The sequence below is a fragment of the Desulfosediminicola ganghwensis genome, from assembly GCF_005116675.2.
In the GTDB taxonomy this organism is placed as follows: Bacteria; Desulfobacterota; Desulfobulbia; order Desulfobulbales; family Desulfocapsaceae; genus Desulfopila; species Desulfopila ganghwensis.
Window position 1 is genome coordinate 5,468,360 of record NZ_CP050699.1, and the last position, 23,607, is coordinate 5,491,966.

The 23,607-nt window shown below is 43.4% G+C and carries 15 protein-coding genes and 1 pseudogene; 12 read left to right on the forward strand and 4 right to left on the reverse strand.

All coding sequences use genetic code 11. From position 1 onward, the window contains the following. The first annotated feature begins 401 nt into the window (after positions 1 to 401). From FCL45_RS23510 to FCL45_RS23555, 10 genes and pseudogenes are all read left to right on the forward strand, one after another. Positions 402 to 1,343 carry a glycosyltransferase family 2 protein gene (locus FCL45_RS23510; RefSeq protein WP_136799912.1) on the forward strand — a complete coding sequence of 314 codons (942 nt, stop codon included), beginning with the start codon at positions 402 to 404 and terminating at the stop codon, positions 1,341 to 1,343. 224 nt (positions 1,344 to 1,567) lie between these two features. Then, positions 1,568 to 2,938, forward strand: coding sequence for an O-antigen ligase family protein (locus FCL45_RS23515; protein WP_136799913.1), 1,371 nt, complete (start codon positions 1,568 to 1,570; stop codon positions 2,936 to 2,938). A 106-nt stretch (positions 2,939 to 3,044) separates the two neighbouring features. Continuing rightward, positions 3,045 to 4,075 (forward strand): annotated as a pseudogene (locus tag FCL45_RS23520) (IS3 family transposase). Positions 4,076 to 4,426: 351 nt separating this feature from the next. After that, positions 4,427 to 4,882 carry a hypothetical protein gene (locus FCL45_RS23525; RefSeq protein ID WP_136799914.1) on the forward strand — a complete coding sequence of 152 codons (456 nt, stop codon included), beginning with the start codon at positions 4,427 to 4,429 and terminating at the stop codon, positions 4,880 to 4,882. A 437-nt stretch (positions 4,883 to 5,319) separates the two neighbouring features. Beyond that, positions 5,320 to 6,267, forward strand: coding sequence for a glycosyltransferase family 2 protein (locus FCL45_RS23530; RefSeq protein ID WP_136799915.1), 948 nt, complete (start codon positions 5,320 to 5,322; stop codon positions 6,265 to 6,267). Between the two features lie 324 nt (positions 6,268 to 6,591). Then, on the forward strand, positions 6,592 to 7,188 hold the full coding sequence (locus tag FCL45_RS23535; protein ID WP_176360091.1) for a sulfotransferase domain-containing protein: 597 nt from the start codon (positions 6,592 to 6,594) through the stop codon (positions 7,186 to 7,188). A 233-nt stretch (positions 7,189 to 7,421) separates the two neighbouring features. Then, complete coding sequence (locus tag FCL45_RS23540; RefSeq protein ID WP_136799917.1) at positions 7,422 to 8,645, forward strand: transposase; 1,224 nt, start codon at positions 7,422 to 7,424, stop codon at positions 8,643 to 8,645. A 392-nt stretch (positions 8,646 to 9,037) separates the two neighbouring features. Then, positions 9,038 to 10,165: a non-hydrolyzing UDP-N-acetylglucosamine 2-epimerase gene (gene wecB, locus FCL45_RS23545; protein WP_136799918.1), complete on the forward strand. Its 1,128-nt coding sequence runs from the start codon at positions 9,038 to 9,040 to the stop codon at positions 10,163 to 10,165. A 74-nt stretch (positions 10,166 to 10,239) separates the two neighbouring features. After that, complete coding sequence (locus tag FCL45_RS23550; RefSeq protein WP_136799919.1) at positions 10,240 to 11,553, forward strand: glycosyltransferase family 4 protein; 1,314 nt, start codon at positions 10,240 to 10,242, stop codon at positions 11,551 to 11,553. A gap of 89 nt (positions 11,554 to 11,642) precedes the next feature. After that, positions 11,643 to 12,677: an IS630 family transposase gene (locus FCL45_RS23555; RefSeq protein WP_136799920.1), complete on the forward strand. Its 1,035-nt coding sequence runs from the start codon at positions 11,643 to 11,645 to the stop codon at positions 12,675 to 12,677. Positions 12,678 to 12,679: 2 nt separating this feature from the next. Here FCL45_RS23555 and FCL45_RS23560 read toward each other — a convergent pair whose 3' ends face one another. The 4 genes from FCL45_RS23560 to FCL45_RS23575 all read right to left on the reverse strand — a co-directional run bounded on the left by FCL45_RS23560 (position 12,680) and on the right by FCL45_RS23575 (position 19,144). Then, complete coding sequence (locus tag FCL45_RS23560) at positions 12,680 to 13,288, reverse strand: PEP-CTERM sorting domain-containing protein (RefSeq protein WP_136799921.1); 609 nt, start codon at positions 13,286 to 13,288, stop codon at positions 12,680 to 12,682. 121 nt (positions 13,289 to 13,409) lie between these two features. Further along, entirely contained in the window at positions 13,410 to 15,308 is a 1,899-nt protein-coding gene (locus FCL45_RS23565; protein ID WP_176360092.1) for an Ig-like domain-containing protein, read from the reverse strand. 139 nt (positions 15,309 to 15,447) lie between these two features. After that, complete coding sequence (locus FCL45_RS23570; protein ID WP_136799923.1) at positions 15,448 to 15,840, reverse strand: fibronectin type III domain-containing protein; 393 nt, start codon at positions 15,838 to 15,840, stop codon at positions 15,448 to 15,450. Between the two features lie 151 nt (positions 15,841 to 15,991). Then, a complete protein-coding gene (locus tag FCL45_RS23575; protein ID WP_176360093.1) occupies positions 15,992 to 19,144 on the reverse strand; it encodes a PKD domain-containing protein in 3,153 nt (1,050 codons plus the stop codon). 1,410 nt (positions 19,145 to 20,554) lie between these two features. On the opposite strand from FCL45_RS23575, the gene FCL45_RS23580 reads away from it, so the two are divergent. Both FCL45_RS23580 and elbB read left to right on the forward strand, forming a co-directional pair. Beyond that, entirely contained in the window at positions 20,555 to 22,834 is a 2,280-nt protein-coding gene (locus tag FCL45_RS23580) for a tetratricopeptide repeat protein (RefSeq protein WP_136795126.1), read from the forward strand. Between the two features lie 112 nt (positions 22,835 to 22,946). Next, positions 22,947 to 23,600: an isoprenoid biosynthesis glyoxalase ElbB gene (gene elbB, locus FCL45_RS23585; protein WP_136795127.1), complete on the forward strand. Its 654-nt coding sequence runs from the start codon at positions 22,947 to 22,949 to the stop codon at positions 23,598 to 23,600. Positions 23,601 to 23,607 lie beyond the last annotated feature (7 nt).

The following is a 23,607-nucleotide window of genomic DNA, read 5'->3' on the forward strand; positions in this document are numbered from 1 at the left end:
TGATTGACATTAATAAGACTAATCGAAACGTTTAACTGAATGATGGTTTAATATATGTTTCGTTTATCAACCACATTTACGCAAACTGCGAAATTAAGCGAACTTCAAACCAATATTGTGTTTGCTCACTATTTTTTCAGCCATATCGGAAATTTCAGATTTGCATCAAATGCACAGATAGAATATCGCTTTTAAAAAAGGGCTACATACAGACTGACTCAGGAAAACAAAATATGGTATCAGTGAAACATTCAGCTATGTTTTGCTATGTCACAACTGGCGACTGTTGACATGTAATTAGACAATTAATTACATTATACTCTTTAGCGTTCCCATGCAAATTATTACTGCACATTAATTTGTATGAGCAATTACTATTCAGCTTAAGATGGAGAAAGAAGATGCCTCGTGTAAGTATAATTATGCCAGCTTACAATTCAGCCTCTTTTTTACCTGACGCTATTAACAGTATATTAGATCAGACCTTCAGTGATTTCGAGTTGATTATTGTTGATGATTGTTCAACTGATAGCACTTATGCAACAATTGCCGGATACGATGATTCCCGCCTCCGCTACATACAATTGGCAAAAAATCATGGTGGCCCTTCAAAACCTAGAAATATTGGCATCAAAGAAGCAAATGGTGAGTATATCGCATTGTTTGATTCAGATGACATCATGTTACCTGAAAAATTAGAACTAGGTGTAACTATGCTGGACAGTTGCCGAGAAATATCAGCAATCTTTACAGATTGCTATAGATTTCTAGATAACGGCATGGTCTACCCAGACACACTCCTCCAAGACTATTATGGCCTAAAGAATTTACTTAACAACTATACCAAAGATGGTTTTTTTATACTTTCAGCTCAAGATGCTTTCCATAATCTTTTTCTTGAGAACTACATACCCACTAGCAGTGTTATGTTAAGAAAAAATCTTCTAGAGGATATAGGTTATTTTGACGAAGCTTTAGTAAATGGTGATGATAGAGATATGTGGTTTAGACTTTGTTTGAATTACTCAATCGGATTCATCAATTCTCCGTTACATAAATATCGTATAAGAAGCGGCAGTGTTTCGAGTAGAGGTATTATCGCACATCAAAATCGAATCAAAGTAATGAAGAAACAATTAAATAACGGTTTACCAAAAACACTTGAAACCCTTGCAAAGAAACTGATTTCCAGGAATTATTTCAGCATTGGATATATCCATCAGGCGCAGGGCAACATGACACTAGCCAGAGAATACTACCTAAAAAGCAACAGATACAATTTTAGAGTTTATTCGATTATTAGCTATCTTAAAACTTTTATAAAAGCCACAACAACCCCTTAAATAACTATATCCACAATGGCTATATCATTTTTTCCTTATTTTACGTTTGAAGCAATAAAACTCCTAACTTAGAGACACATCATGAATCCATATAATCAAAGCTCCTATCAAACAACACAGATTTAGATTGCGAGGAAAGAAACAGCATGAAATACCTATAATCACTTCTTCTTACTTCAGAAAGTATAGACAGAACTGTTCTACCTTTACCAAGGGTTTTGATCATGAGTGAATATAGCACTAATTATCCAAAAATAATTTTACCAGTTACATTTTTGTTTAATATTTATGTTTTTACTTGGTGGCTAGAAATAGGAGAGAGGTGGCCTTTTTTGGGAGATATTCGTTTTGAGTTTATTCTAGGAGCTACCCTTGCTGTAGCAACAATACTCACTCCGACAGGACCCACAAACAAAAGGATCAGCAACGTACCTATCTATTCTATTTGTATAGTTTATTTATTGGTCCTGATGTTTAGTCAATTCTTTTCTTATGATTTTGATACCGCATGGAACTCATATATCAATCGAGTAGTAAAATTCTCATTGATGACATTATTTATTAGCAAATTCGTTGCTTCTCCTACTTATTTGCGCTATTTTTTGTTTAGTACATTTTTAGCATTTTTCAAAATAGGCCAAGAGGCTATGATCGGAAAGATCACTGGGAGTCAGGTGTGGCAAAACCAAGGAATCATGCGATTACATGGCACTCAGGGCTCAATGTTTGGACATCCGAACTCACTATCAGGTAAGACCCTGAGCCTATTACCATTTATGTTGTATTTATTGCCTTCTGTGAAACAGAGATGGCTAAAAATATTAATCGGTCTGCAGGTTGTTTTCTCGATTAACATCTTAATATTCACTGGATCCAGAACAGGTTACTTGACTTTTATTTCCTTTATATTTTATGTATTTATTTTAAGTACCAAAAAGTGGAAATTGAGTGTGCTAATACTACTAACCGCCGTAATGGCAGTCACCTTCATACCAGGTCAGTATCAGGAAAGATTCGAATCATCCTTTACTGGTCAAGAAAAAGAAGGGCGCTCTAGAAACGCCCGTATCACACTCTTGAAAGATTCTTGGGAGGTTTTCCTTGACAACCCTACGGGTGTCGGTCTTTTGTGCTTCCCAAAAGTTCAGGAGGACGCCGGGAGAAGAGTACAGGAAACTCATAACCTTTATACTCAAATCCTCGCTGAGACAGGAATACAGGGGGCAATTTGTTTTTTGTCTTTCATGATCATACTTTTCCGCCAAAGTTTTATTATACGTAACGAGCTGAGTAAGCTTTTAGAATCACTAAATGCATGGCAAAATAGGTCTAGCGTAAAAAGACAAGATCGATCAATCATCAATGAACAAATGGATATAAAACTTATGCTATGTATTATGAACGCAACAATAGTATTCTTACTCGTCAGATTAACGCTTGGATTGTTTGGTCATGATTTATTGGAAATATACTGGTGGGTAGCGGCTGGAATAATTTTATCCATTTCGAAAATGTATACTATAGCAAGAAATCGATTTGAGGAATTAACTCAAGTCCACCATCAACTGCACAACCCAACACCTTTTACCAACTAATCGGTTCTATCATTAAGAATTTGTTTTATGTAGTTATCCCAAAAAATAGTACCAGCATGAATTAGAAAATCCCCTCATACTTCCCTATATCTCAGAGTAGGAGCCTATGCGGATAAAGCAAATCACAAAGCAACAGATCATTAAGGTCCTGAAACAGGTCGAAGCTGGACCCAAGTTCAAGGAAATTTGCCGAGAATGAGGGGTGAGCTAGGCCACTTACTACAATTGGAAGTTAAAATAAGGCGCCATTGAAGCATCTGATATTAAACACATCAAGGACTTGGATGCTCAGAATATTAGACTTAAGCAGATATATGCCAACCTCTCACTCGAGAAAGAGGTACTCAAGGACATCCTGGGAAAAAGATTTAAAGCCTGCAACAAAATGAACTCTGGTTGATTACCTCTGGAGAACTTTTGAGCTGAGGATTAGAGCGAGTTGTCGGCTATTACAGCTGAGCAGAACCGTGTATTGATATAAGCCTAATATGCATCGGAAGGATGAGGTCATAGCTGGAATCACAAGCGGGTCCATCGTGTGTATTGCAAGATGGGCTTGAACATAAGGCGGAAAGGTAAGCCAAGGCTAGCAAGTCGAAACCCACAACCCTTGTCCGTTCCTGCATCTACAAACCAGTGCTGGCATTAGATTTTATGAGTAACAGTCTTTCTGACAGCAAGACTTTCAGGACATGTAATGTTGTAGACGACTATAACCTTGAAGTGTTGGTCATTGAGGTCGACCTCAATTATTCCGTAAAAACGCATTATCAGGGTATTGGAAAGGATCACTGCCTGACGGTGATAGCGAATTAATCACAGCTGAGAGATGACAACGGGCCCGAAATTGTCTCGCTGGCCATGCCAGAATTCGCAGAAGATAACGCTATCCAGCTTGAGTTTGTTGAAAAAGGTAAACCTACTCAGAACTCTTATGTTGAAAGGTTCAATAAAACGTACCGTTACGAAATAATGGATTTCTATATTTTCAATACGTTAAGTGAGGTAAGGGAGATCACAGACAACTAGGTCGACTAGTACAATCGTGAAAGGCCCCACCAGTCCTTAGATAACTTAACTGCAGCAGAATATCTGCAGGAGAAACAACCGGATTTTTCTAAATTGCTATTGGACTAAAAGAAAGATATTTACATTTATTTTTTTGCTATTTATATGTTTTTGCAAAATTTTATAAAGTGGATATGCTTTTTACTATCAATGTCTTAACATACAATAGGAAACACATTCTAAAAAATCTTTTGGAAGATTTACGTAAAACCAGGTACCAAGACCTTGAGATTTTCATTGTCGACAATTGATCGAGTGACGGCACCCATGAGATGATTTCAAAGCAATACTCGGATTTATCTTCATTGCTATGAATAAGAACTTAGTGGTCTCTGCTAGAAATGAAGGATTAAAGAGAGCGAAAGGGGCCATAATAATATTAAGGAGTACGGTGATTAGTAGACATTGGCCTGAGATAAGATGACGCAAATCCTGTTACATAACAGCCCATGCTTGCAAATCAATGTCTGGCAATCAGTTTTCGTCTTAATAACCTTGAATGATGACTTTTTCGGAATTGATAACAGCGCAATTGACAACCATGTTGAATATTTTGGAAAGAAAACAAACGTTGGTGCACTGGACTTCAGCATAACAGATAGATTCTCAGGTAAAATAACTAATTGGATACATCACAGAGAAGTCGAAGTTTACTCGTCTAGAGAATTTATAACATATGAAATTTCTGAATGTGCCGTCGCATTTCATAAAGAAGAATTGAATGTTTCCGTTTTTTATACAGATTATTTTTTCCTTAGTTATGAAGGACTTGGTTTAGCATTTAGAATACTTAACTCCGGATTTGAGGTGCGCTATTCGCCAATGGTAAAGGTGTTGCAGACACATGCGCAAGAAGGACGGAAATCATGGTTATGATATTACTTCGACACCATAAATCAATTCTATCTTGCAATGCAAAACGTCCCTCCTTGGTATGCTACAAAATAGTTAATAAAGCCCTCTCTATCGACACTTTTCTATTCCCTTAGAGATGGTTTTTTTATGGTTGCTGGATTAAAGGTGTATATGACGGTATTTGTGACAGGGACACTTACTCTTCTGGCAGAAATATATTAAGCAAAATACCATGACATTTATATATGAAGTCGACACAAACAGACCATCACTAATTCACATGGTGAAAATAAATAATTTTCATAAATGAAATGAGATTACAATTACTACTATTACATATAAACACCCAACCACACAAAGTTTAAACATGAAATTAAGCATAATTAAGTGATGAAAACAGGGATTCAACTCTTGACCAATTTCTGCAACCGACCAACACCTAATTCATCCAGGTTTATATGGAAAAGCATGCTAACTACTACATTTCTCATAAGCTGACACCTCCTCCGAGAGTTTCTGTAGTTATTACCTGCTATAATTATGGCCGTTTTCTCGCCAGCTGTCTGAATTCTGTCTTAACACAAACATTCTCAGATCTCGAGGTCATTCTTATAGATGACGGTTCCACAGATAATTCCAAGGATATAGCTACTTCATTCCTTGATGATAAACGCTTCCGTTACATCAGACAATCTAATGGTGGACAGGCGAACGCAAAGAACCGCGGAATTCAGGAAGCCACAGGTACTCTTATTGCATTTTTAGATGCCGACGATACGTGGAATCCGAGAAAATTAGAAAAACAAATTCCGCTATTTGATGACCCGTTAGTCGGCGTTGTCTATGCTAGACAGAGCTTTATTGATGAATCCGGTAACCCTGTTGAAACTGGACCACGTCCTAAAACTTTGCGACCTTTCAGGGGAAATGTGACGAAAAGCCTCTTCATCGATAATTTTATACCTTTTTCCTCAACGATTGTAAGAAGTTACTGTTTTAATGAATTTAATGGTTTTGACGAGTCTCTCCCCATGGGAATCGATTGGGACCTCTGGCTTAGATTATCCACACGCTATTGCTTTGAATATATTGATGCTCCTCTTTTGATCAGTCGAATCGGTCACAGTGATCAAATGTCTAAGAATACACTCACACGTCACCAATGTTCTGACCGTATCATGGCAATGTTCAAGAAAAACTACCCTGAAGCTGTGCCTGCTTACCTCGAAAGGAAGGCATATGCTTTCACGTATTGTAATCGTGGAGCATATTTTCGGCGTGATGATAATGTGCCCTTGTCCACTCAGCACTACCTGCAAGCATTACGTTATCATCCCCTTTGGGTCGCAGCCTATAAGGGATTGTTAAGAAACGCTTTTTCAATTATTACCAAAAATAATAGGTAAATCGTGAATTCGAACCATAACCTTGTTTTCCTCTTTTCAAATTGGTATTCCGGCGCGACCTTGCTTGCAATATTGCTTAACAACCACTCAAAGCTGGTTTGCAATGGTGAGACATTCCCCTTTCAATATGATACTAACAACAAGGACGTATACATCTGCTCCTGCGGTCAACATATCCGCCAGTGCGATTTTTTTATTAAAACAACCGCGTCATTTAAAACCAAGTCTGGTGATTGGAACAATAATTTTCGGATACTACCCAATATTTCCTCTTTCAAGATACTTAACAAAGTTATCTGCAGTTTCAATCCACATTTCTCGCTGATGCATCTTCTGCTGGCTCCCGGAACTCCTCTACGCAATCGCCTTAACCGCTATCTTGACATCCATCAGGAATTCTATAAACAGGCACGATCCTACTATAATGACTCAGCATGTTATATCGACGGTACCAAATCAATCCGCAGAGCAGAACTTTTCATCCGATACAAGCAGAATAAGACCAAGATTATTTATCTTATTCGTGATGGGAGAGGGTTTTGCTGGTCGTATTTAAAAAACCATAACCTTTCAACAGACCAACTCAATATTGCCGCCATTGCTTGGCAGAAATACATTTCAATTGTTGATGAATTCCAGAGGAGATTTCCGCACGTTGAGGTACTCGTTGTTCGTTATGAAGATCTCTGCGAGAAACTTGAAAACACCTTATCAGAAGTTTGTGAATTCCTTGGAATCGAGTATGATTCGACTATTATCGGTCAACCGACTAATCATCATCTATTTGGTAATAGAATGAGAACATCGTTCGACGGAATCGTTAGGGAGGATTTGTCTTGGATGAAATCTTTCACTGATAACGACGTAAGGGCATTAACAGAACTAATCAAAGACGATTTGACCAGATTTGGCTACATTTGAAGCGCCGCTAGATTCAAGTAATAAGTGCAGCAATTCCCGACCCAACTTTAACTCATTAATATTCCGTCATTCACAATAGAGGACTTTCGTAAACATTTACCACAATATATGATGTAACATCTAAAAAATATAGCATGATTTTTTTGGTAGCGAGGCAGTTTTTCACTTGACAAAAACCGCTGCTGAAAATCGCGTTTTTCTATGTGATTACAAATATATACATAGGAAACGACATGAAAACAAAACAGTACAGTTCAGCCAAAGCTATAACGCTTACAAAGACATTCAAACGTAAAGTGAGAAAACACCTAAACGCAGATAGCCTGTTCGCTGGGATACGCGAAGACTTTCAACAAATTGCAGATAGCAGAAGTGCGAATTCATCAATATCACTTGATGATGCACTTATGTCCGCTCTGGCAATGTTTCAGCTTAAGGATTCATCATTACTAGCATTTGACAAACGAAGGAGAAATGAGCCAACTAATCTCCATAGCATATTCGGAATAACCAACATACCCTGTGACAGCCAAATGCGGACAATACTTGACCCCTTGGCCTTATCTTCCTTACGTCGTCCATTCCGCACTGTGTTTCGTCACCTTCAACGCGGTAAGGACTTCGAGAAGATGATGTGTTTTGACGACCATTACCTACGGAGTTGCGATGGAGCCGGTTTTTATTCATCGGAGAAAGTCGCCTCTCCGTATTGTTGGGAATCAAAGAGCAGAAACGGCAACATTCGCTATTATCAGCAGATGTATGCATCGTCCTTTATACACCCTGGCTGTAAAGTCGTCATCCCGGTATTCCCTGAAATCATGACGACAAAAGATGGTACCAAGAAAGCTGATTGCGAAAGAAAAGCTGCGAAACGGTTCTTTAAAGAATTTCGTAGGGAACACCCTCACTTGAAAGTTATTGTTGTGGAAGACGGTTTGAGCAGCAATGCTCCGCATATCAATGAACTTAAAAAGCACAATTTACGCTTTATTTTAGGAGCCAAGCCAGGAGATCACAAAGCACTGTTCGTGGAGCTCAATAAGGCGTGTGAAGAAGGTAGAGCGACAGAAATTCAATCTCTTGATTCAAAAGATCGGAACACTGCACATTTCTATAGGTTTTTGAACAATGTCCCCTTAAATGCTTCGAATCCAGATCTTCTGGTTAATGTTCTTGAATATACGCAAATTGGCAAAAATGAAAAAATTACCAAGTTCAGTTGGGTAACCGATGTCGAAATAACCCCAGAAAATGTGTATTCCATCATGCGTGCTGGGCGTCCCCGTTGGAAGATAGAGAATGAGACATTTAACACCTTGAAGAACCAAGGGTATAATCTGGGGCATAATTATGGCCTTGGCAAGAAGAATCTGAGTGGCATTTTTGCCATCCTGATGATGCTCGCTTTTCTCGTGGACCAAGCGCAACAACTTGGTTGCTGGCTATTTCAATAGGCACTGAAGCGTGAAGAATCCAAGAGGGCCCTTTGGGAAACGATCAGGGGAGCATTCCGTTTGTACCGGGTAGATTCTATGGAATCAATACTCCGGTTAATAGCGCACGGAACTGATCAGGGAAAATTAGACGAGGTATGCATCACGTAAGAAAGCTGAAAATCTGTTCTGTAATAAGGTTGTCAGAGATCAGAAACTTCCCCTGAAAATTGATATCTTCAGAGCGTGTGGACAACTGTGTCCGAATTACGTGATAAATACAGAAAAATCTGTCACATGAACAGGAAGCTTCAATAGAAGTAGCTTTTTTTTCATGTTTTAGAGTTATCTCAAGAGTAGAATGCCATTTGAGTCAACATTTTTAACGATCTTAGATTAAAACGGGAATAGCTGTGAAAATATTATCTATATTTGGCACTAGGCCAGAGGCCATAAAAATGGCCCCGGTTATTAAGGCTTTGAAAAGCCACCCTGACATAAATAGTCTTGTGTGTGTTACAGGCCAACATCGACTAATGTTAGATCAAGTGCTTAAACTTTTTCAAATTGAGTCGGATTTTGATTTAAATATTATGAAGCCGGGACAGGATTTATATGATGTAACCTGTTATGTCTTGCAGGGTTTAAAGCCGATCCTACTTGAACAACAACCTGATGTCGTATTGGTTCATGGAGATACGACTACCACGATGGCTGCAAGTTTAGCTGCTTTTTACTCACATACAAAAGTTGGTCACATTGAGGCCGGGTTAAGAACACACAATAAATGGGCTCCATTTCCAGAAGAAATTAACAGAAAAACAGTCGGATGTATTGCAGATTTTAATTTTGCACCAACAACAGCAGCACGAGAAAATTTGATCAGAGAGGGTGTAGATGAAAAATCAATTTTTATTACTGGCAATACTGTGATTGATGCTCTTCAGTCAATTTCAAAAATTGTAACTAATGAGAATGTAGGTAATAAATTATCTGATGAATTTTCTTTTCTTAATTCGAACAAAAGATTAATTCTGGTGACTGGACATAGGAGAGAAAATTTCGGGAAAAAATTTGAAGATATTTGTCATGCACTTGTAGAAATTGCAGTGATGTATTCAGATGTTGAGATTCTTTATCCAGTTCACCTGAATCCCAATGTTCAAGACCCCGTAAAACGAATTATCGGACAAGCTAGGGTAGATAATATTTATTTAATTGATCCCGTAGACTATTTGCCGTTTGTGTATTTGATGAACCGTTCATTCCTGATAATCACTGATTCTGGTGGAGTGCAAGAAGAAGCGCCATCACTTGGGAAGCCTGTGCTGGTAATGCGTGAGTTAACCGAACGTCCTGAAGCCGTCACGGCAGGAACAGTAAAAATGGTCGGTACAGACAAAGGGAGGATCGTAACTGAAGTAACCAGACTCCTAAACGACTCAAATCGCTATCAGGAAATGAGCATGGCTAATAATCCTTATGGCGACGGCTTAGCCGCTAGTCGCGTTGTTAAGGCATTGCTTGATTCTAATAGCTGAAAAAAATACTAAGGAAACATTATGGGTACAAATTTGCGTAATTGACTGCCAACACACGAGCAATTGCTCGTTAATTGGCTAAAAGCCGACTTAAGGTTGAAATTTATGTTGTTAAACCAGATCGTGATTTTTTAGTCAAAACCCTAAGTCAAAGCGGCAAAGTGTGCTCCGAGATAGCTCACGTTCACCATTGGAGGGTTTATAGTTTGAATATTATGGGAATATATGCAGAAGACTATCCCTGGGATGTCCGAATTGAGAAAATCCTTGGGGGGCTAGCAATACATGGCCATAATGTCTCACTTGTTTGCCGGAATTTAAACAGAAGTGATAGGACTGAACAAATTGGAAATATTCTATGCCTAAGAGTTTTAAATCCGAGAATAGGCAGATTCTGGCAATCTCTTTTCAGCATACCGGCATTTTTTAACCCCGTTTGGAAATTAGCAATCAGAGAAGCAATATCTATCAATCAGATTGATTTGGTTATTGTTCGTGACCTACCATTAGCACCCCTTGCTTTGAGTGAAGCAAATCATGCTGGAATCCCCTGCATAGTTGACATGGCGGAGAACCACCCTGAAATGTGGAAACAAGTCGGCCTTAATGACAGCTGGAAGATCAGATCATTTATTTTCAAGAACCCCTATTTAGCCAAGAAGATGGAGTTCAACGTAGCCAACTCTTCAGCTGTTATTTTTGTTGTTGTAGAGGAAATGCAAAACCATTTGCTGTCGTTAGGTGCTAATCCAAATAATGTTTATGTAGTGTCGAATACTCCCGAATTGAAGAATGTAAGCCAATGTCCGACTCCAACGAGTGTAACCCTGGGGAAAAAATATTTAGACATTGTGTACACAGGGCTTATTACGAAAAGACGAGGCCTTGACAAAGTTATTGAAACTTTATCAACACTGAAAAACATGACTCCTTTACCGAGACTACAGATTATAGGTGCTGGAGATAATGTGGAAGAACTAAAAAAATTAACGCAATCCCTTCAATGTGAACACCAAATCCATTTCCATGGCTGGGTTGACCACAAGAATCTAACCGCCATGATAGCCGAATTCGATGTCGGAATTATACCTCATCCCCGAAATGGCCACACCGACAACACTATTCCCAATAAGATTTTTGACTATATGGCGGTAGGAAAACCGGTTCTTGTGTCTAATGCTCGCCCCCTTAAACGACTGGTAGAAAATTTCAATTGCGGAAGAGTGTATATTGATGGCAGTCTTGATAGCATGGCAAATGCTATTAAAGCCTTTTCTGATTGGGGCCAAAACTTTGAAATGGGAGTTAATGGATATAACGCAGTAAGATTACAATATAATTGGAAAACAGACTTCAAACGAGTTTTAGAAATCATAGATTCACTTTAGATGTAGTGGCCCAGATGCTGAAAAAAGAAGTGGTCCCGAATTTTATTAACCCGGGGGCCATTTAGGTTCTTGCGTGGTATAATCTGTCTATGAAAAATACAGATGGCAGGAACCTTCCCAGGGAAGTTCAACAACACAACAGAACTCAGGTGATTCGACTTTTCCAGGACGGAAAATCCCGTAAAGAAATCGCTGAAATAGTATCAGTACATTACAACGTAGTGTGTCGGTGGATTCGCGCATGGAAGAAAGGTGGCGACGATGCAATTCAGTTGAAAAAGAGAGGACGCGGATCCCAAGAGCAACGAATGTTGACTGAGAGCCAGGAAGCCATGCTGAAAAAGCTGTTAACGGAAAAGAATCCAAGGCAGCTCAAGTTGCCCTTTTCTCTCTGGAACCGAAAAGCTATTCAATCAGTTATATACCAGAACTGGCGCAAGCAAATCACGATAAGAACTATCGGTGATTACATGAAGCGTTGGGGATTTACCCCACAAAAGCCGATCAAAAAAGCTTACGAACAAAGCCCAAAAGCGATGCAGGAATGGCTCGACCACACGTACCCTGAAATCAGGAAATTAGCCAAAAAGGATGACGCTGAAATTTATTGGGGTGATGAGACTGGTATCAGAAATGACTGCCAACATAGTCGTGGTTATGCTCCAAAAGGTAAAACTCCGGTTGTTGAGATCAATGCGAAACGATTTTCCCTTAACATGATATCAGCAATCAACAACCAGGGATTGGTGCGTTTTATGACGTATGAAGAAAGCATGACAGCCCGTGTTCTTATCAAGTTTGTGAAAAGATTGATAAAGGATGCCAAGAAAACGGTTTTTCTGATTCTGGATAACCTGAGAGTACATCATGCTAAAATAGTGAAAGAATGGCTTAAACGACATGAAGATGAGATAGAGGTTTTCTATCTGCCTTCTTATTCACCAGAACTGAATCCCGATGAATATCTCAATTGTGACTTAAAAAATGGGATTCGCAGTTCATCGCCTTCAAGAAATGTTGAAGAGCTGAAAAGTAAAGTTCGGGGCCATATGCGGATGTTACAGAAAAAGCCTGCCAGAGTGAGAAAGTACTTTAAGCATCCGGCTATCCAGTATGCTGCGTAACCCTAATTGCCCGCCGGATTAATATTTATCGAACTGTTTCTCCAACGGATCAGACCCAACCCGACTATTCCAAACCCCAGGACCAGGACTGTAGCCGGTTCTGGAACTGGCGTTACATTTAATGATACCGAGGTGATTAATCCGTCATACTCCCAGTACTCCGGCAAATCAGGGTCATTATGATTAACAGCTATCCACAGAATCTGCCAATCAAGATCACCAAAAAGATCCCAGTTAACCGAACCATCGTCTGAAATGAGCTCCTTAGATGAGTCAAGTCCATGAATGTGCCATATACCGAGTGGATGGTCAATTGCCAAACGATAATAGATTACATCAAAATCTTCAGTAGAATCTAACTCAAATAAAGGGGTAGGACTGAGACTGTGGTATATTTCTTCCTCGATTTCACAATATGCTTCTTCTCCGAGGTCCCCCCACATTCCAAATATACTGAAAGCTGTAGGTATCTCGATAAATGGATCAAAGCCGTTTTGTTCCCAATAGTCGCTGAAGGTAATTAACCCCTTAAATTCATAATTATAGACTGACGAAAAGGCAAAGGAACCGTGAAGCAAAAAGACCATGGACAACAGGATCACTTGTTTCATTATAACCTCCTCTACGTATACCGTAAGGTTTCACCCCTTCGCCATTGCTGACCTGAGAGAAGGTTATGGCTCATAATACGCTCAACCATAAACTCTCTTAAAGTGTATGAAAAACTGCACCTTATGGTGCCTGTTGAAAATCCGGAGTGGGAGGAACGTTAGCCGGATCAGAAACATAAATCCTCGAGAACGCATGATAGTCCTCGCCTACCCAATGCCCATTCCCACCCCAATCTATATCGTAGGTTCGATCCTCAGTCGAAAAAGTGAGTTCCCGATAGCCAGCCGGTGGAACAAGATAAACAGAGGGAGCATCGATTTTAAAGGTCACATAATAATCGGTACCAGGCTGCAAGTTGAAATTCAGCGGATCGCTCAGCTTTTCCGTGTTTGCACTAACAGTTACGGCATTGTTCCACGCAGCACCGTCGAAAAACACTTGGGTCCAGCTCTCATCAACCACATCGCCCTCACGCCCTGCAGTATCCCTCTGTGCGATAGAGACATTTCGAATAGTATAATCACCCGAATCACGTCCTTGAAAACTCAGAGCAATCTTGCTCGCGGCACTCGTTATGCTATCGCCTTCTATCAGTAGCCTGACGCAGTATCTCACGCTGGAGTGTTTCCAAACAGAATCACCTGTCTGTATGGTTGCATCCCAGGCAATGGACCCGCTATCCGGGCCGGAGACACAGGTGATAGTCAGCGTCTTATTGGTGCCTTGCCCCGCATCGTCAGTTGCAGTTACCGTTACGACAATTGTTTCACCCTGGTTAACCGTCACCGGAAAATTCCAGTTGGCATAGCCGTCATCGGTAACGGCCTCGCCCGTTACCCCGGTATCAGTTGAGTAAGTGACAGATGATATCATGCTATCATCGCTTGCCGTCCCTGCAATCGTGATCGTTTCCTGATCGTTTGCTGTTTCGATCGTATAGCTGGAACCAGTAGTTGGTTGAGTGAAGGACAAACTGGGAGGTGTGTCAACTCCGCCACCGTCTCCCTCGCTGCCGATGGTGACAGGAAATCCTGAACTTACACTTCCATCTGCCTTGAATACGAATAGGTACGCTGCTTCGCCAGCTGAAAAAACTCCAGTATTAACCGTTGCGGTAATACTGTTATTACTCCAGGCCGTTGGGGTCAAAATCGTCATCCGGGTTGAATCTGAATAGGTAGAAGCATTGCCGATTTCCACCCTGGCCTGCGCTGACGGCCCTGCCGCGATATAAATATCGTCAAATGAACTGAAACAGTTTGATGTTTGTCGCCCATAGCCATTTGGCCGAACCCTTTCCCAATACCCCCCAGCCCCTGCGGCCTTGAGATTATTAACGCCGAGGTCATTTTCTCGCTGTACGACACCACCTTGGGTCAACTCCCAGAACTTCACCTCTCCATCATTGCTGGTTGAGGAGGTCGAACCTTTCATCCATATCCAAAGCCTCTTCCACTCACCTTTGACAAAATCAACGTTGGTATAGTTTGAATACCCCGGATCAGGCTCATTTCCATTTATCTGCCATGTGGAACCACCTCTTCCTGGCAAAATTAAATCGTCATCATTCGTGCTGCTGCCCTGCAGCCACATTTGTTTCCAATTTATTCCAGACGATGAACCTTCCCCTGGATAATTGTTGCCCGAAGGCAGATAGAGCCACCAGGAGATAAATACATTTCTTGTGTTTGCTGGCAAATCCGCCTGTATCCAGTTAGCATAATGTACCGAATAATCAGACGTAAACGATTGTGAACCGCTCACTGATGCGGTCGTTCCATAATAGGAACTACCGTCTCTCGAAGACCACCCACCGAATTTTGCTGATCCCGGCCCCGTGGAAATGTTTGCACCGGATTGCCCAGATTCAAAATCGTCAAAGAGAATTACGTCAGGTCCTGCTGCACCAAAATCTGAACCACTGATAGTGATGACCTCCCCATCTGCAACAACTCCTTTGACTCCACTTACCGCCGCTGCCTGACTTATATCCCCGGAGGCTAACAATGAAATACACATAAAGAGTAAGCAGCTCATTATAGTGCCAGCCCGTACTTTACAAATTCTGCTATATGTAGCTAAGCAATATCCCATGCCATTCCCTCCATGTGATTCACTCTGAAATTTCACCTAATAAAAAAAACCTACTACCCCTCTACTACTGCACGGTAATATTTATAATTACCGGAGCATCCTGTGGGGAAACGGTCACCATTGCAGATTGCCCGCTTTCTCCATTTTCATTAAAGGCGGTGAGCACGAAATGATAGGTCTCATCTTCCAAGAGCCCTGTCACAGTATACGAGGTAACTTTGCCGACCAAGATAGGCGATGCCCCCTGGCTTAGCTCAGTTCCCACCCAGGGAGGCCCACCCGTTCCACCCGAATTGTAATAGAGTCTGTATCCGGTTAGTGGCTCGGGGACTGCCGTCCACTGGAAAGTAACATCTTTAGCGTTTGTAGAAAGTGGAAGCAGAAAAACAGTCAGCAACAACAAGGTTGCATTGATTAAGGCCACTTTGATATATCGAGCGGTTTTGAACGATTTCATTGCCTTTTTCCCTTAAACAATATAGTTAACAGTTTTATAAGTTGATCAGTTTGTCTTCATCACTTAGCTTAACTCTATTCCATTCTGAATATTGAGTGCTGACTTATGCGTGAGTTAGTTTATCAACAAGAGTTTTTCCTGTTACCCCTATTTACTCTTGTCCCGGCGGAGTGGAACCAATAACCAGATATCCAACCGTTTCCGGAGCGTGGCTCACCTCCTGGTCTTGAGACTGTTCTTCCTCAACTTTTATCAGAACAGATGAAGTTCCGGCATCTTTCATTCTCAGTGCAGCGGTATCACTCTCATTGGTCGTCTGCATTGTGGCAAGAAATAGCGGAATATCAGAGAACCCGCTTTGATAGGTAATTGTGGCCCAGCTATCTGTAATCGAATTCGGTGTCAAAACTGCTTCATACGCCAATTGATTCTCCGGGAAGAAACCGGAGCCACTCTCCCAGGCGATATAGCCTATGCTTTCTTGTCCATGGTTTGATTGCGTCGATTCCTGCCCTTGCAACTGATATTCGAATCCGATCAGATCGACATTACGCAACCTGCCGACCACCACGCCTGACTCATTTACAGTGAGCACCTGGGTAAGAAGCACCGGCTCGCGATTAAGCCGCTCGGTGAATTTTACCTCTGTAAACGAGCTATCTGCCGTAAAAGTGCCGACTTCGATCTTCGTCCCGTCAGCAAGGGTGTATGAACCCCTTTCCACGACCATATAGGTCACTGTTTCCCATGCGTGTTTACCTTTGAGATATTCCCATCGGCCCAGCTGCATCTCAAATCCTGTGGAGTCGACATTTCTCACCTGAACGGCCACAGGAGTTGAGTCTTTGTATGTCGGAGGCCCGACAATTACCACAGGGTCCTTGTATTGCTGAGCGAACTCAAATCGTTGCCAGTTTTGCCGCACCTGCACTTCCTGAAGTTCGAAGTAAAACTCTGGAAGAACAGATTCAAGGGCGGTGATGGTCGTGGAGCTGCTTCCAGTCTCTCCGGCGCTATCGGTAACCTGCAAAGTAGCAGTGTATGTTCCCGGAATGGTATAGATATGCTCAGTAGTCGCCCCGGTAGCCGTGGAGCCATCACCAAAACTCCATTTATAGGAGGCGATAGCTCCTTCAGCATCACTTGATTCGGAGCCGTCAAAACCCACCGTAAATGGCACTTCCCCCCTGGAACTCGTGACAGAGATGACTGCTTGCGGTGGTTCGTTGGGCGTCGACCCTGAATCAGTGACAAGTATAGGCGTGCTCGCCTGATCGCTGAGCGAAGCACTATCCGTCACCGTCAAAATGGTATCAAAGGATCCGGCCACGTTAAAGGTATGGGCCACCGCTTCACCTATGGCAGTGCTCCCGTCACCAAAATTCCACTCGTAGGAAACTATCGGTGGCTGGTTCGTGGTGGAACCGTTCCCTTCAAATGAAACGTCATGCGGTTTGTCACCGATTGGGTTCGATGATGCTATCACCGCCGTCGGCGGTTCGGTGGTAGGTGGCTCTGTCGGCTCTTGAACGCTAATGATCACCGATTCTTGATTGGTGTTACCAGCCTGGTCTCTCACCACCAGGCTGGCGGTAAAGTTACCCTTAGTTGCATATGCGTGGTCAGCCGTCACCCCGCGGCCAAGACCGCCATCACCAAAATTCCACTCATAGGCGGTAATTTCACCTGAGGAGCCGGAACCGTCAAAAGAGACGGAGAGCGGAGCATCACCTGAGAGCGGAGTCGCGACTATGGCCGCACTGAGTGGCGGTTCTGCTGGCGTGCCTATGCTCAGGGTGAATGGGGCTGAGTGGGGACTTTCGCTATCGTCGCTGTAGAGTGCTGTGAGGGTGAAATTAAACGTTCCATCCTCGCTGGTAATATCACAACTGAACGGTGTCGCGGTGGTTTCCGCTGTTTCACACACCGGTTGTCCGTCTTTATACAAGAGGTATCCAACATGATCTACCCCGGCGATGTTCGGAGGGCTGAAAGTATATTCTATGGTCAATGTATGTGAGGCCGTTTCTCCCACTGTTATATTGACGGTGTCTTGACTGCTGTTTCCTGCGGAATCGCTGACCACCAATGTTGCCGTATAGCTGCCAGCAGCTTCGTAGGTGTGCCCTACAGCTGATCCGCTGCCCTGGTTGTTGTCACCGAACGACCACTGGTAGGAAACAATTTCACCTGTTGAACCGGTTCCGTTAAACGCCACTGCCAGGGGCGGCGCACCGGAGGTGGTGTCGGTACTGATCGAGGCTTTAAGAGGCGGCGACTGTTCCGCGGCGGTAATGCCAACACTGCTTGTGTCTGTCGCACCACTTGCATCGGCAATGGTCAAGGTAGCAGTATAATTACCCGCTTCCTGATAGGTATGGGAAGTGCTCACTCCCGTTCCCGATCCACCATCACCGAACGACCAGGAATAGCTGGCAATTTCTCCACTTGAGGCAGAAGCATTGAACGATACGGAAAGTGGAGCCTCTCCTGAGGTGGGAGTGGCTGAAATGGATGCACCAAGAGGCGGGAGTGGTTGCTCGGCAACGCTAATGCCAACGCTGCCTGTGTCTGTCGCACCGCTCGCATCAGCTATGGTCAGAGTGGCTGTATAACTGCCTGCTTCCTGGTAAGTATGGGAAGCGCTCACTCCCGCTCCCGTCCCGCCGTCACCAAATACCCAGGAATAGCTCGCAATTTCCCCGCCTGAGGCAGATGCATCGAACGATACGGAAAGTGGCGCCTCTCCTGAGGTGGGAATGGCTGAAATGGATGCACCAAGAGGCGGGAGTGGTTGCTCGGCAACGCTAATGCCAACGCTACTCGTGTCTGTCACACCGCTCGCATCGGCAATGGTTAAGGTGGCCGTGTAGTTACCGGCCTCTTGATAGGTATGGGTGGCATTCCCCCCCACTCCCGTCCCGCCGTCACCAAATGCCCAGGAATAGCTCGCAATTTCCCCGCTTGAGGCAGATGCATCGAACGATACGGAAAGTGGCGCCTCTCCTGAAGTGGGCGTGACTGTGAAGGCCGCGCTTGGAGGCGGTAAAATTGGCGGTGTATCGGTAATGGTTAGAGTGAATGGCGATGAGGCTGCACTCTCAGTATTGTCGCTGTATAACGCAGTCAGGGAGAAGTCAAAGGTCCCAACACCCGTCAATATGTTGCAGACCATTGGGTTGGTGGTTGTGTCTGCAGTTTCGCAGGCCGGTTGACCTTCTTTGTACAACCGATACCCCACATGCGTTACACCTGATAGAGGTGGAGCAGTAAACGAATACTCTATAGCCAGTGTTTTTGACACTTCGCCTGGAGGAAGAGTGGAGATAGTGTACGAGAACGATATGGAAGGAGGGCTTTCAGTATTATCGCTATATAATGCCGTTAGGGTGAAGTCGAAAGTCCCGCTGTCCGTCATTATGTCGCAGACCATTGGGTTGGTCACTGTATCAGCAGTTTCGCAGGCCAGCTGACCTTCTTTATACAGCCGATACCCTACGTGGCTCCCTCCCGAATAATCTGGAGGGGTGAAAGAATATTCTATCTCTAAGGTACGTAGTTCAGCTCCCCACAGACTCAAAGGAACCAAACAACAGAGTAGAAGAAGTGGCACTAAAAGACGTAACATTAGAAGGCGTCTCATCGTTCAGTCCATCATTGCTGAATCGCAAAGCCCTTTGGTATGAATAAGGTCTCCCGACCAGATCTTTAGTGCTTCATACCATCGGCCCACCATCAAATCGGCTATATTAATAATATCCAAAGAGAAAAGAGCACTCATCGTACTTTCCCATTATGATTCATCGCTCTATCCAAGAATCGCAGGTATACATGCTTGCATAGTACGTCCTGAGACGACCCGTGTCAAATCGGGCGAAAAGCGCGGTGGAGCACATTTTTTTATGTAAACTCAGACAAGTCTTGGCTATAACTGGCCATCTTTTTTTTCTTTAATTTTTGCGGAAATGAATAAGAAAGGAGAACAACGATGACCTGCGATATAGAGTTTTCCCCTCAGCGATCTTCCGAGCCGCGAGAGCGCTAAGACTCGCCCTGGCAGTAATGTACCTTCAAGCTATCTCGCCCCATAAGGTTTCCAAGATAACCGAGGAACTCTGCGGTATTGAAGTCCCCCCAAGCAGATGTAAGTAGGACAGTGAAGCGCTGGATGAGCGGCTACAGAGCTGGCGTGACCCAACACTACAAAGCTTCCAGGTGAGTATCACTTTTGACGTCCTTAACGATATTGCCAATCCAAAGATTTTCTAAGGGAAAAAGACAACTGATCTATCGGTTGGAGATAGGTACTCCCGCATGTCACTCCCGCACTTTAAGGGGCTCCCCCACCCAATCGCATAACAACATTCAGCTTCTTTTTCCTTCAGAATTTATCGGTTCTCAACCCATCTCTTTATACAGAAATTTTAATTTCCTGGGCCTTTTGCCCCCGTGGCAGCAAAATTTTGCTATGAACAGCGGCATTTACTGATTTACTCAGGCACCCAATATATGAGATGGTAATACTAGTGTTCGGAACAAGCAGGCCACCTTGATGACAGCACGTTTTTTTTGATAGGAAAATCATTCGACATATACTACGGTTATTTGTTATGTCCTAATAAATTGCGTAACGATTATACCCAGTTCTTAATTCAAGGCACAACCAGTCTCAGCACGTGCAGCATCAGATTAACTTTTTCTGAAAGGATACGTTATGCTCTTCTCAAGATTGATTTCTTTATGCTGTATCATGATTATGCTCCTTATTACTCCCGGTTGTTCAGACGACGACAAGAAAAAGCTCAAACACTACAACAGGGCCATGGAATATATCGAGCAGGATGACAACAAGGCCGCAATAATAGAGCTTCGAAATGCCATCCAGATCGACCCCAAATACGCTGAAGCAAGGTATCAGCTTGGCCTTTTACAGCTCGAAGAAGGAAACATGCAGGCTGGGTTCAACCAGTTGAAGCGGACAGCAGACCTGGAACCTGCCAACACTGATGCCGCTGTCAAAGTAACTGAATTCCTGCTTATGGCCAAAGAAACTGACGATGCCAGAAAGTACATAGAGAAGGTACTGGAAATAGAGCCTGATAATACTCAGGCTCTGTACCTGCTCGCTAACCTGGAACTACTCGCTGGCAACATTGAGGCCACCCAGCAGGTTGTAAATACCCTCAAAACTAAAGATCCCCAATCAGACCGTTTTTTCAACTTGAGGGGCCGCATTGCGGCCGTCGAGAAGGATTTCGAAACAAGCGAAGAAATGTTTTTGAAGGCTCTTGAAGCAAACCCTGAAAATTCCAATAATTTTAGAACACTACTCTTTTTCTATCAACAGCAGCAGGATAAAGAGAAGGCAGAAGAAATTTTGCTGCAAATGGTGGAGAGTTTCCCGCAAGACTGGCGTTCCTATTCTTTGCTTTCCAATTTTTATTTGCAAACAAAGGATATTGATAAAGCAATGACCGCCGCCCAGAAAGCTGTAGAACTTGATCCAGAATCCAGCGACCTCAGGTCAGCCGTTGCTAATATCTACCGGACCGGAAACCAGTATCAGCAGGCGGTAGACTTCCTCGAAATTGCCACGACGGACCTCCCTGATTCCATTCAACTCAAAGCCGAACTTGCCAATGCCTATTTTGAATTGAGACGGTTTGATAAAGCCAGCGAAATTTGTGAGTCAATCCTTTCTGACAACGCGAATCACGGCGGTGCCCAATTTGTCAAAGCCAAGCTACTACTCAATGATAATCAACTCAATGAGGGTTTGGAGCTGCTCATCTCTCTCACGTCGAACTACCCGAAGTGGCCTGACCCACATTACTTTATGGCCCTTACCCATATGCGCTCCGGAGATCTCGAGCTTGCACAAAAGTCGGCTGCAACTGCTCTTCAACTTGCACCAGCCAACAGTCGCTATCATACACTTCTGGCGAGGATTTTGCTCGGGAGAGGCGAGTTTGACGGGGCGGGCCGGGAGGCCACCATAGCCTTGCGCCTGGACAACAAAAATCTTGCTGCAGCCAAATTGATGGCTAAAGCACTGCTTGCGGAAAAACGCTTTGATGACGCAATAAAAGCTATTGAAGAGATACGTAAAATCACCCCAACGGATCTTGACATGCTCGGCAGTCTCGGCCTCGCCTATCTCGGTAAACAAGACAAGGAACAGGCGGAAAAAACCTTCCAGAAACTTGTCGAACTGGCACCGGACAATGCAAAAGCTTTAGCGCTCTACGCCTCGCTTGCATCAGAAAATGATATTGGAAGAGGAATAGAGATTGTCAAACAACAGATTGAACGTTCACCTGATACAGCCGGACACTATATGCTGCTCGGTAACATTCTCTCCCAGGGAGGACAACCAGAAGAGGCGCTGGAAGCTTATGCAAAATCCCAGGAACTTGCACCAGACCTGCCTCACTCTTTTGTTGCATCTGCGCGGCTTATGCATTCGATGGGCCGCACAGATGAAGCCATTAACGAGTTTCTTGGGTTGCTGAAGTCTCAGCCTGATTCCATCCCTGCAGGCCTTGGACTTGCCACCTTATACGAAACAAAAGGCCAGATGGGGGAGGCTAGAAAGCACTATGAACACGTTCTTACAGTCGCGCCGGACCTGCCGTCAGCCGCCAATAATCTTGCCTATATTCTTGCGAGTGATGAAAATGCCGACCTTGGAGAGGCACTCCGGCTCGCCATGCTTGCTAAACAGGCACTACCTGACGACCCCCATATCGCCGACACCCTCGGAGTGGTTCATCTGAAACGGGAATCGTATGGGCTGGCCATATCCCAGTTTCAGCAGGCACTGGAAGCAGATCCTGAGAATCCAATCATTCTCTACCACATGGCGCTCGCCCAAAAGGGTAACAATGATCCCAAAAGTGCAATCGAGGCGTTGCAATCGTCTGTCGACTCAGAACAAGAGTTTGCAGAACGCGAAGATGCCGAAGCACTGCTGAGGGAGATACAGGCTCACTGACAGGGCATCAATACCATCAAGCATAATGAAAATTTCTATTCAGGTTAGATGAAAGAGGCAGGCTACTCTAGGTACAAACCAACCCCATAGAGGGTGCAATAGGAGAAACACGATGCAGAAAAACATCGCTGTACTGTTATCTGGATGCGGCTATCTTGATGGGACAGAGATCCATGAAGCGACTCTCACGTTACTTGCCATCCATAAATATGGTGCCCAGTACACCTGTTTCGCCCCGGACAGGAACCAACACCATGTGATAAATCACCTGACCGGCGAAGAAATGACTGAAAGCCGAAACGTTCTTGTCGAATCGGCTAGAATTGCCCGTGGAAATGTTGTCGATTTAAAGGATTTTTCAGCAGATAGTTTCGATGCTCTGATACTACCTGGAGGCTTTGGAGCTGCCAAAAACCTCTCAGACTTTGCCTTTAAAGGACCGGATTGCACTGTAGAACCCGGCGTGGCAAAAGCCATAAAAATGATTCATGAGGCAGGCAAACCCATTGGTGCACTCTGCATCGCTCCGGTAATCATTGCTCAGATCATCCAGGAGGTTACTGTTACAATCGGGCAGGATCAAGGGACATCAGAGGCCCTGATAGCAATGGGAGCCCATCACCAAAAAACCATGCATTGTGAAATAACTGTGGATACTGCGAACAAGGTAGTCACGACCCCATGCTATATGCTTGATTCACGGGTAGACCAAATAGCGGAAGGAGCTGACAAAGTAGTGCAGGCAGTGTTGGAAATGACCTTATGAATTACAA

Bases quoted from the DNA above. Each gene is read 5' to 3' on its own strand.
- FCL45_RS23510 (WP_136799912.1), top strand. From the start codon at position 402: ATGCCTCGTGTAAGTATAATTATGCCAGCTTACAATTCAGCCTCTTTT.
- FCL45_RS23515 (WP_136799913.1), top strand. From the start codon at position 1,568: ATGAGTGAATATAGCACTAATTATCCAAAAATAATTTTACCAGTTACA.
- FCL45_RS23525 (WP_136799914.1), top strand. From the start codon at position 4,427: ATGACGCAAATCCTGTTACATAACAGCCCATGCTTGCAAATCAATGTC.
- FCL45_RS23530 (WP_136799915.1), top strand. From the start codon at position 5,320: ATGGAAAAGCATGCTAACTACTACATTTCTCATAAGCTGACACCTCCT.
- FCL45_RS23535 (WP_176360091.1), top strand. From the start codon at position 6,592: ATGCATCTTCTGCTGGCTCCCGGAACTCCTCTACGCAATCGCCTTAAC.
- FCL45_RS23540 (WP_136799917.1), top strand. From the start codon at position 7,422: ATGAAAACAAAACAGTACAGTTCAGCCAAAGCTATAACGCTTACAAAG.
- FCL45_RS23555 (WP_136799920.1), top strand. From the start codon at position 11,643: ATGAAAAATACAGATGGCAGGAACCTTCCCAGGGAAGTTCAACAACAC.
- FCL45_RS23560 (WP_136799921.1), bottom strand. From the start codon at position 13,288: ATGAAACAAGTGATCCTGTTGTCCATGGTCTTTTTGCTTCACGGTTCC.
- FCL45_RS23565 (WP_176360092.1), bottom strand. From the start codon at position 15,308: ATGTGTATTTCATTGTTAGCCTCCGGGGATATAAGTCAGGCAGCGGCG.
- FCL45_RS23570 (WP_136799923.1), bottom strand. From the start codon at position 15,840: ATGAAATCGTTCAAAACCGCTCGATATATCAAAGTGGCCTTAATCAAT.
- FCL45_RS23580 (WP_136795126.1), top strand. From the start codon at position 20,555: ATGCTCTTCTCAAGATTGATTTCTTTATGCTGTATCATGATTATGCTC.
- elbB (WP_136795127.1), top strand. From the start codon at position 22,947: ATGCAGAAAAACATCGCTGTACTGTTATCTGGATGCGGCTATCTTGAT.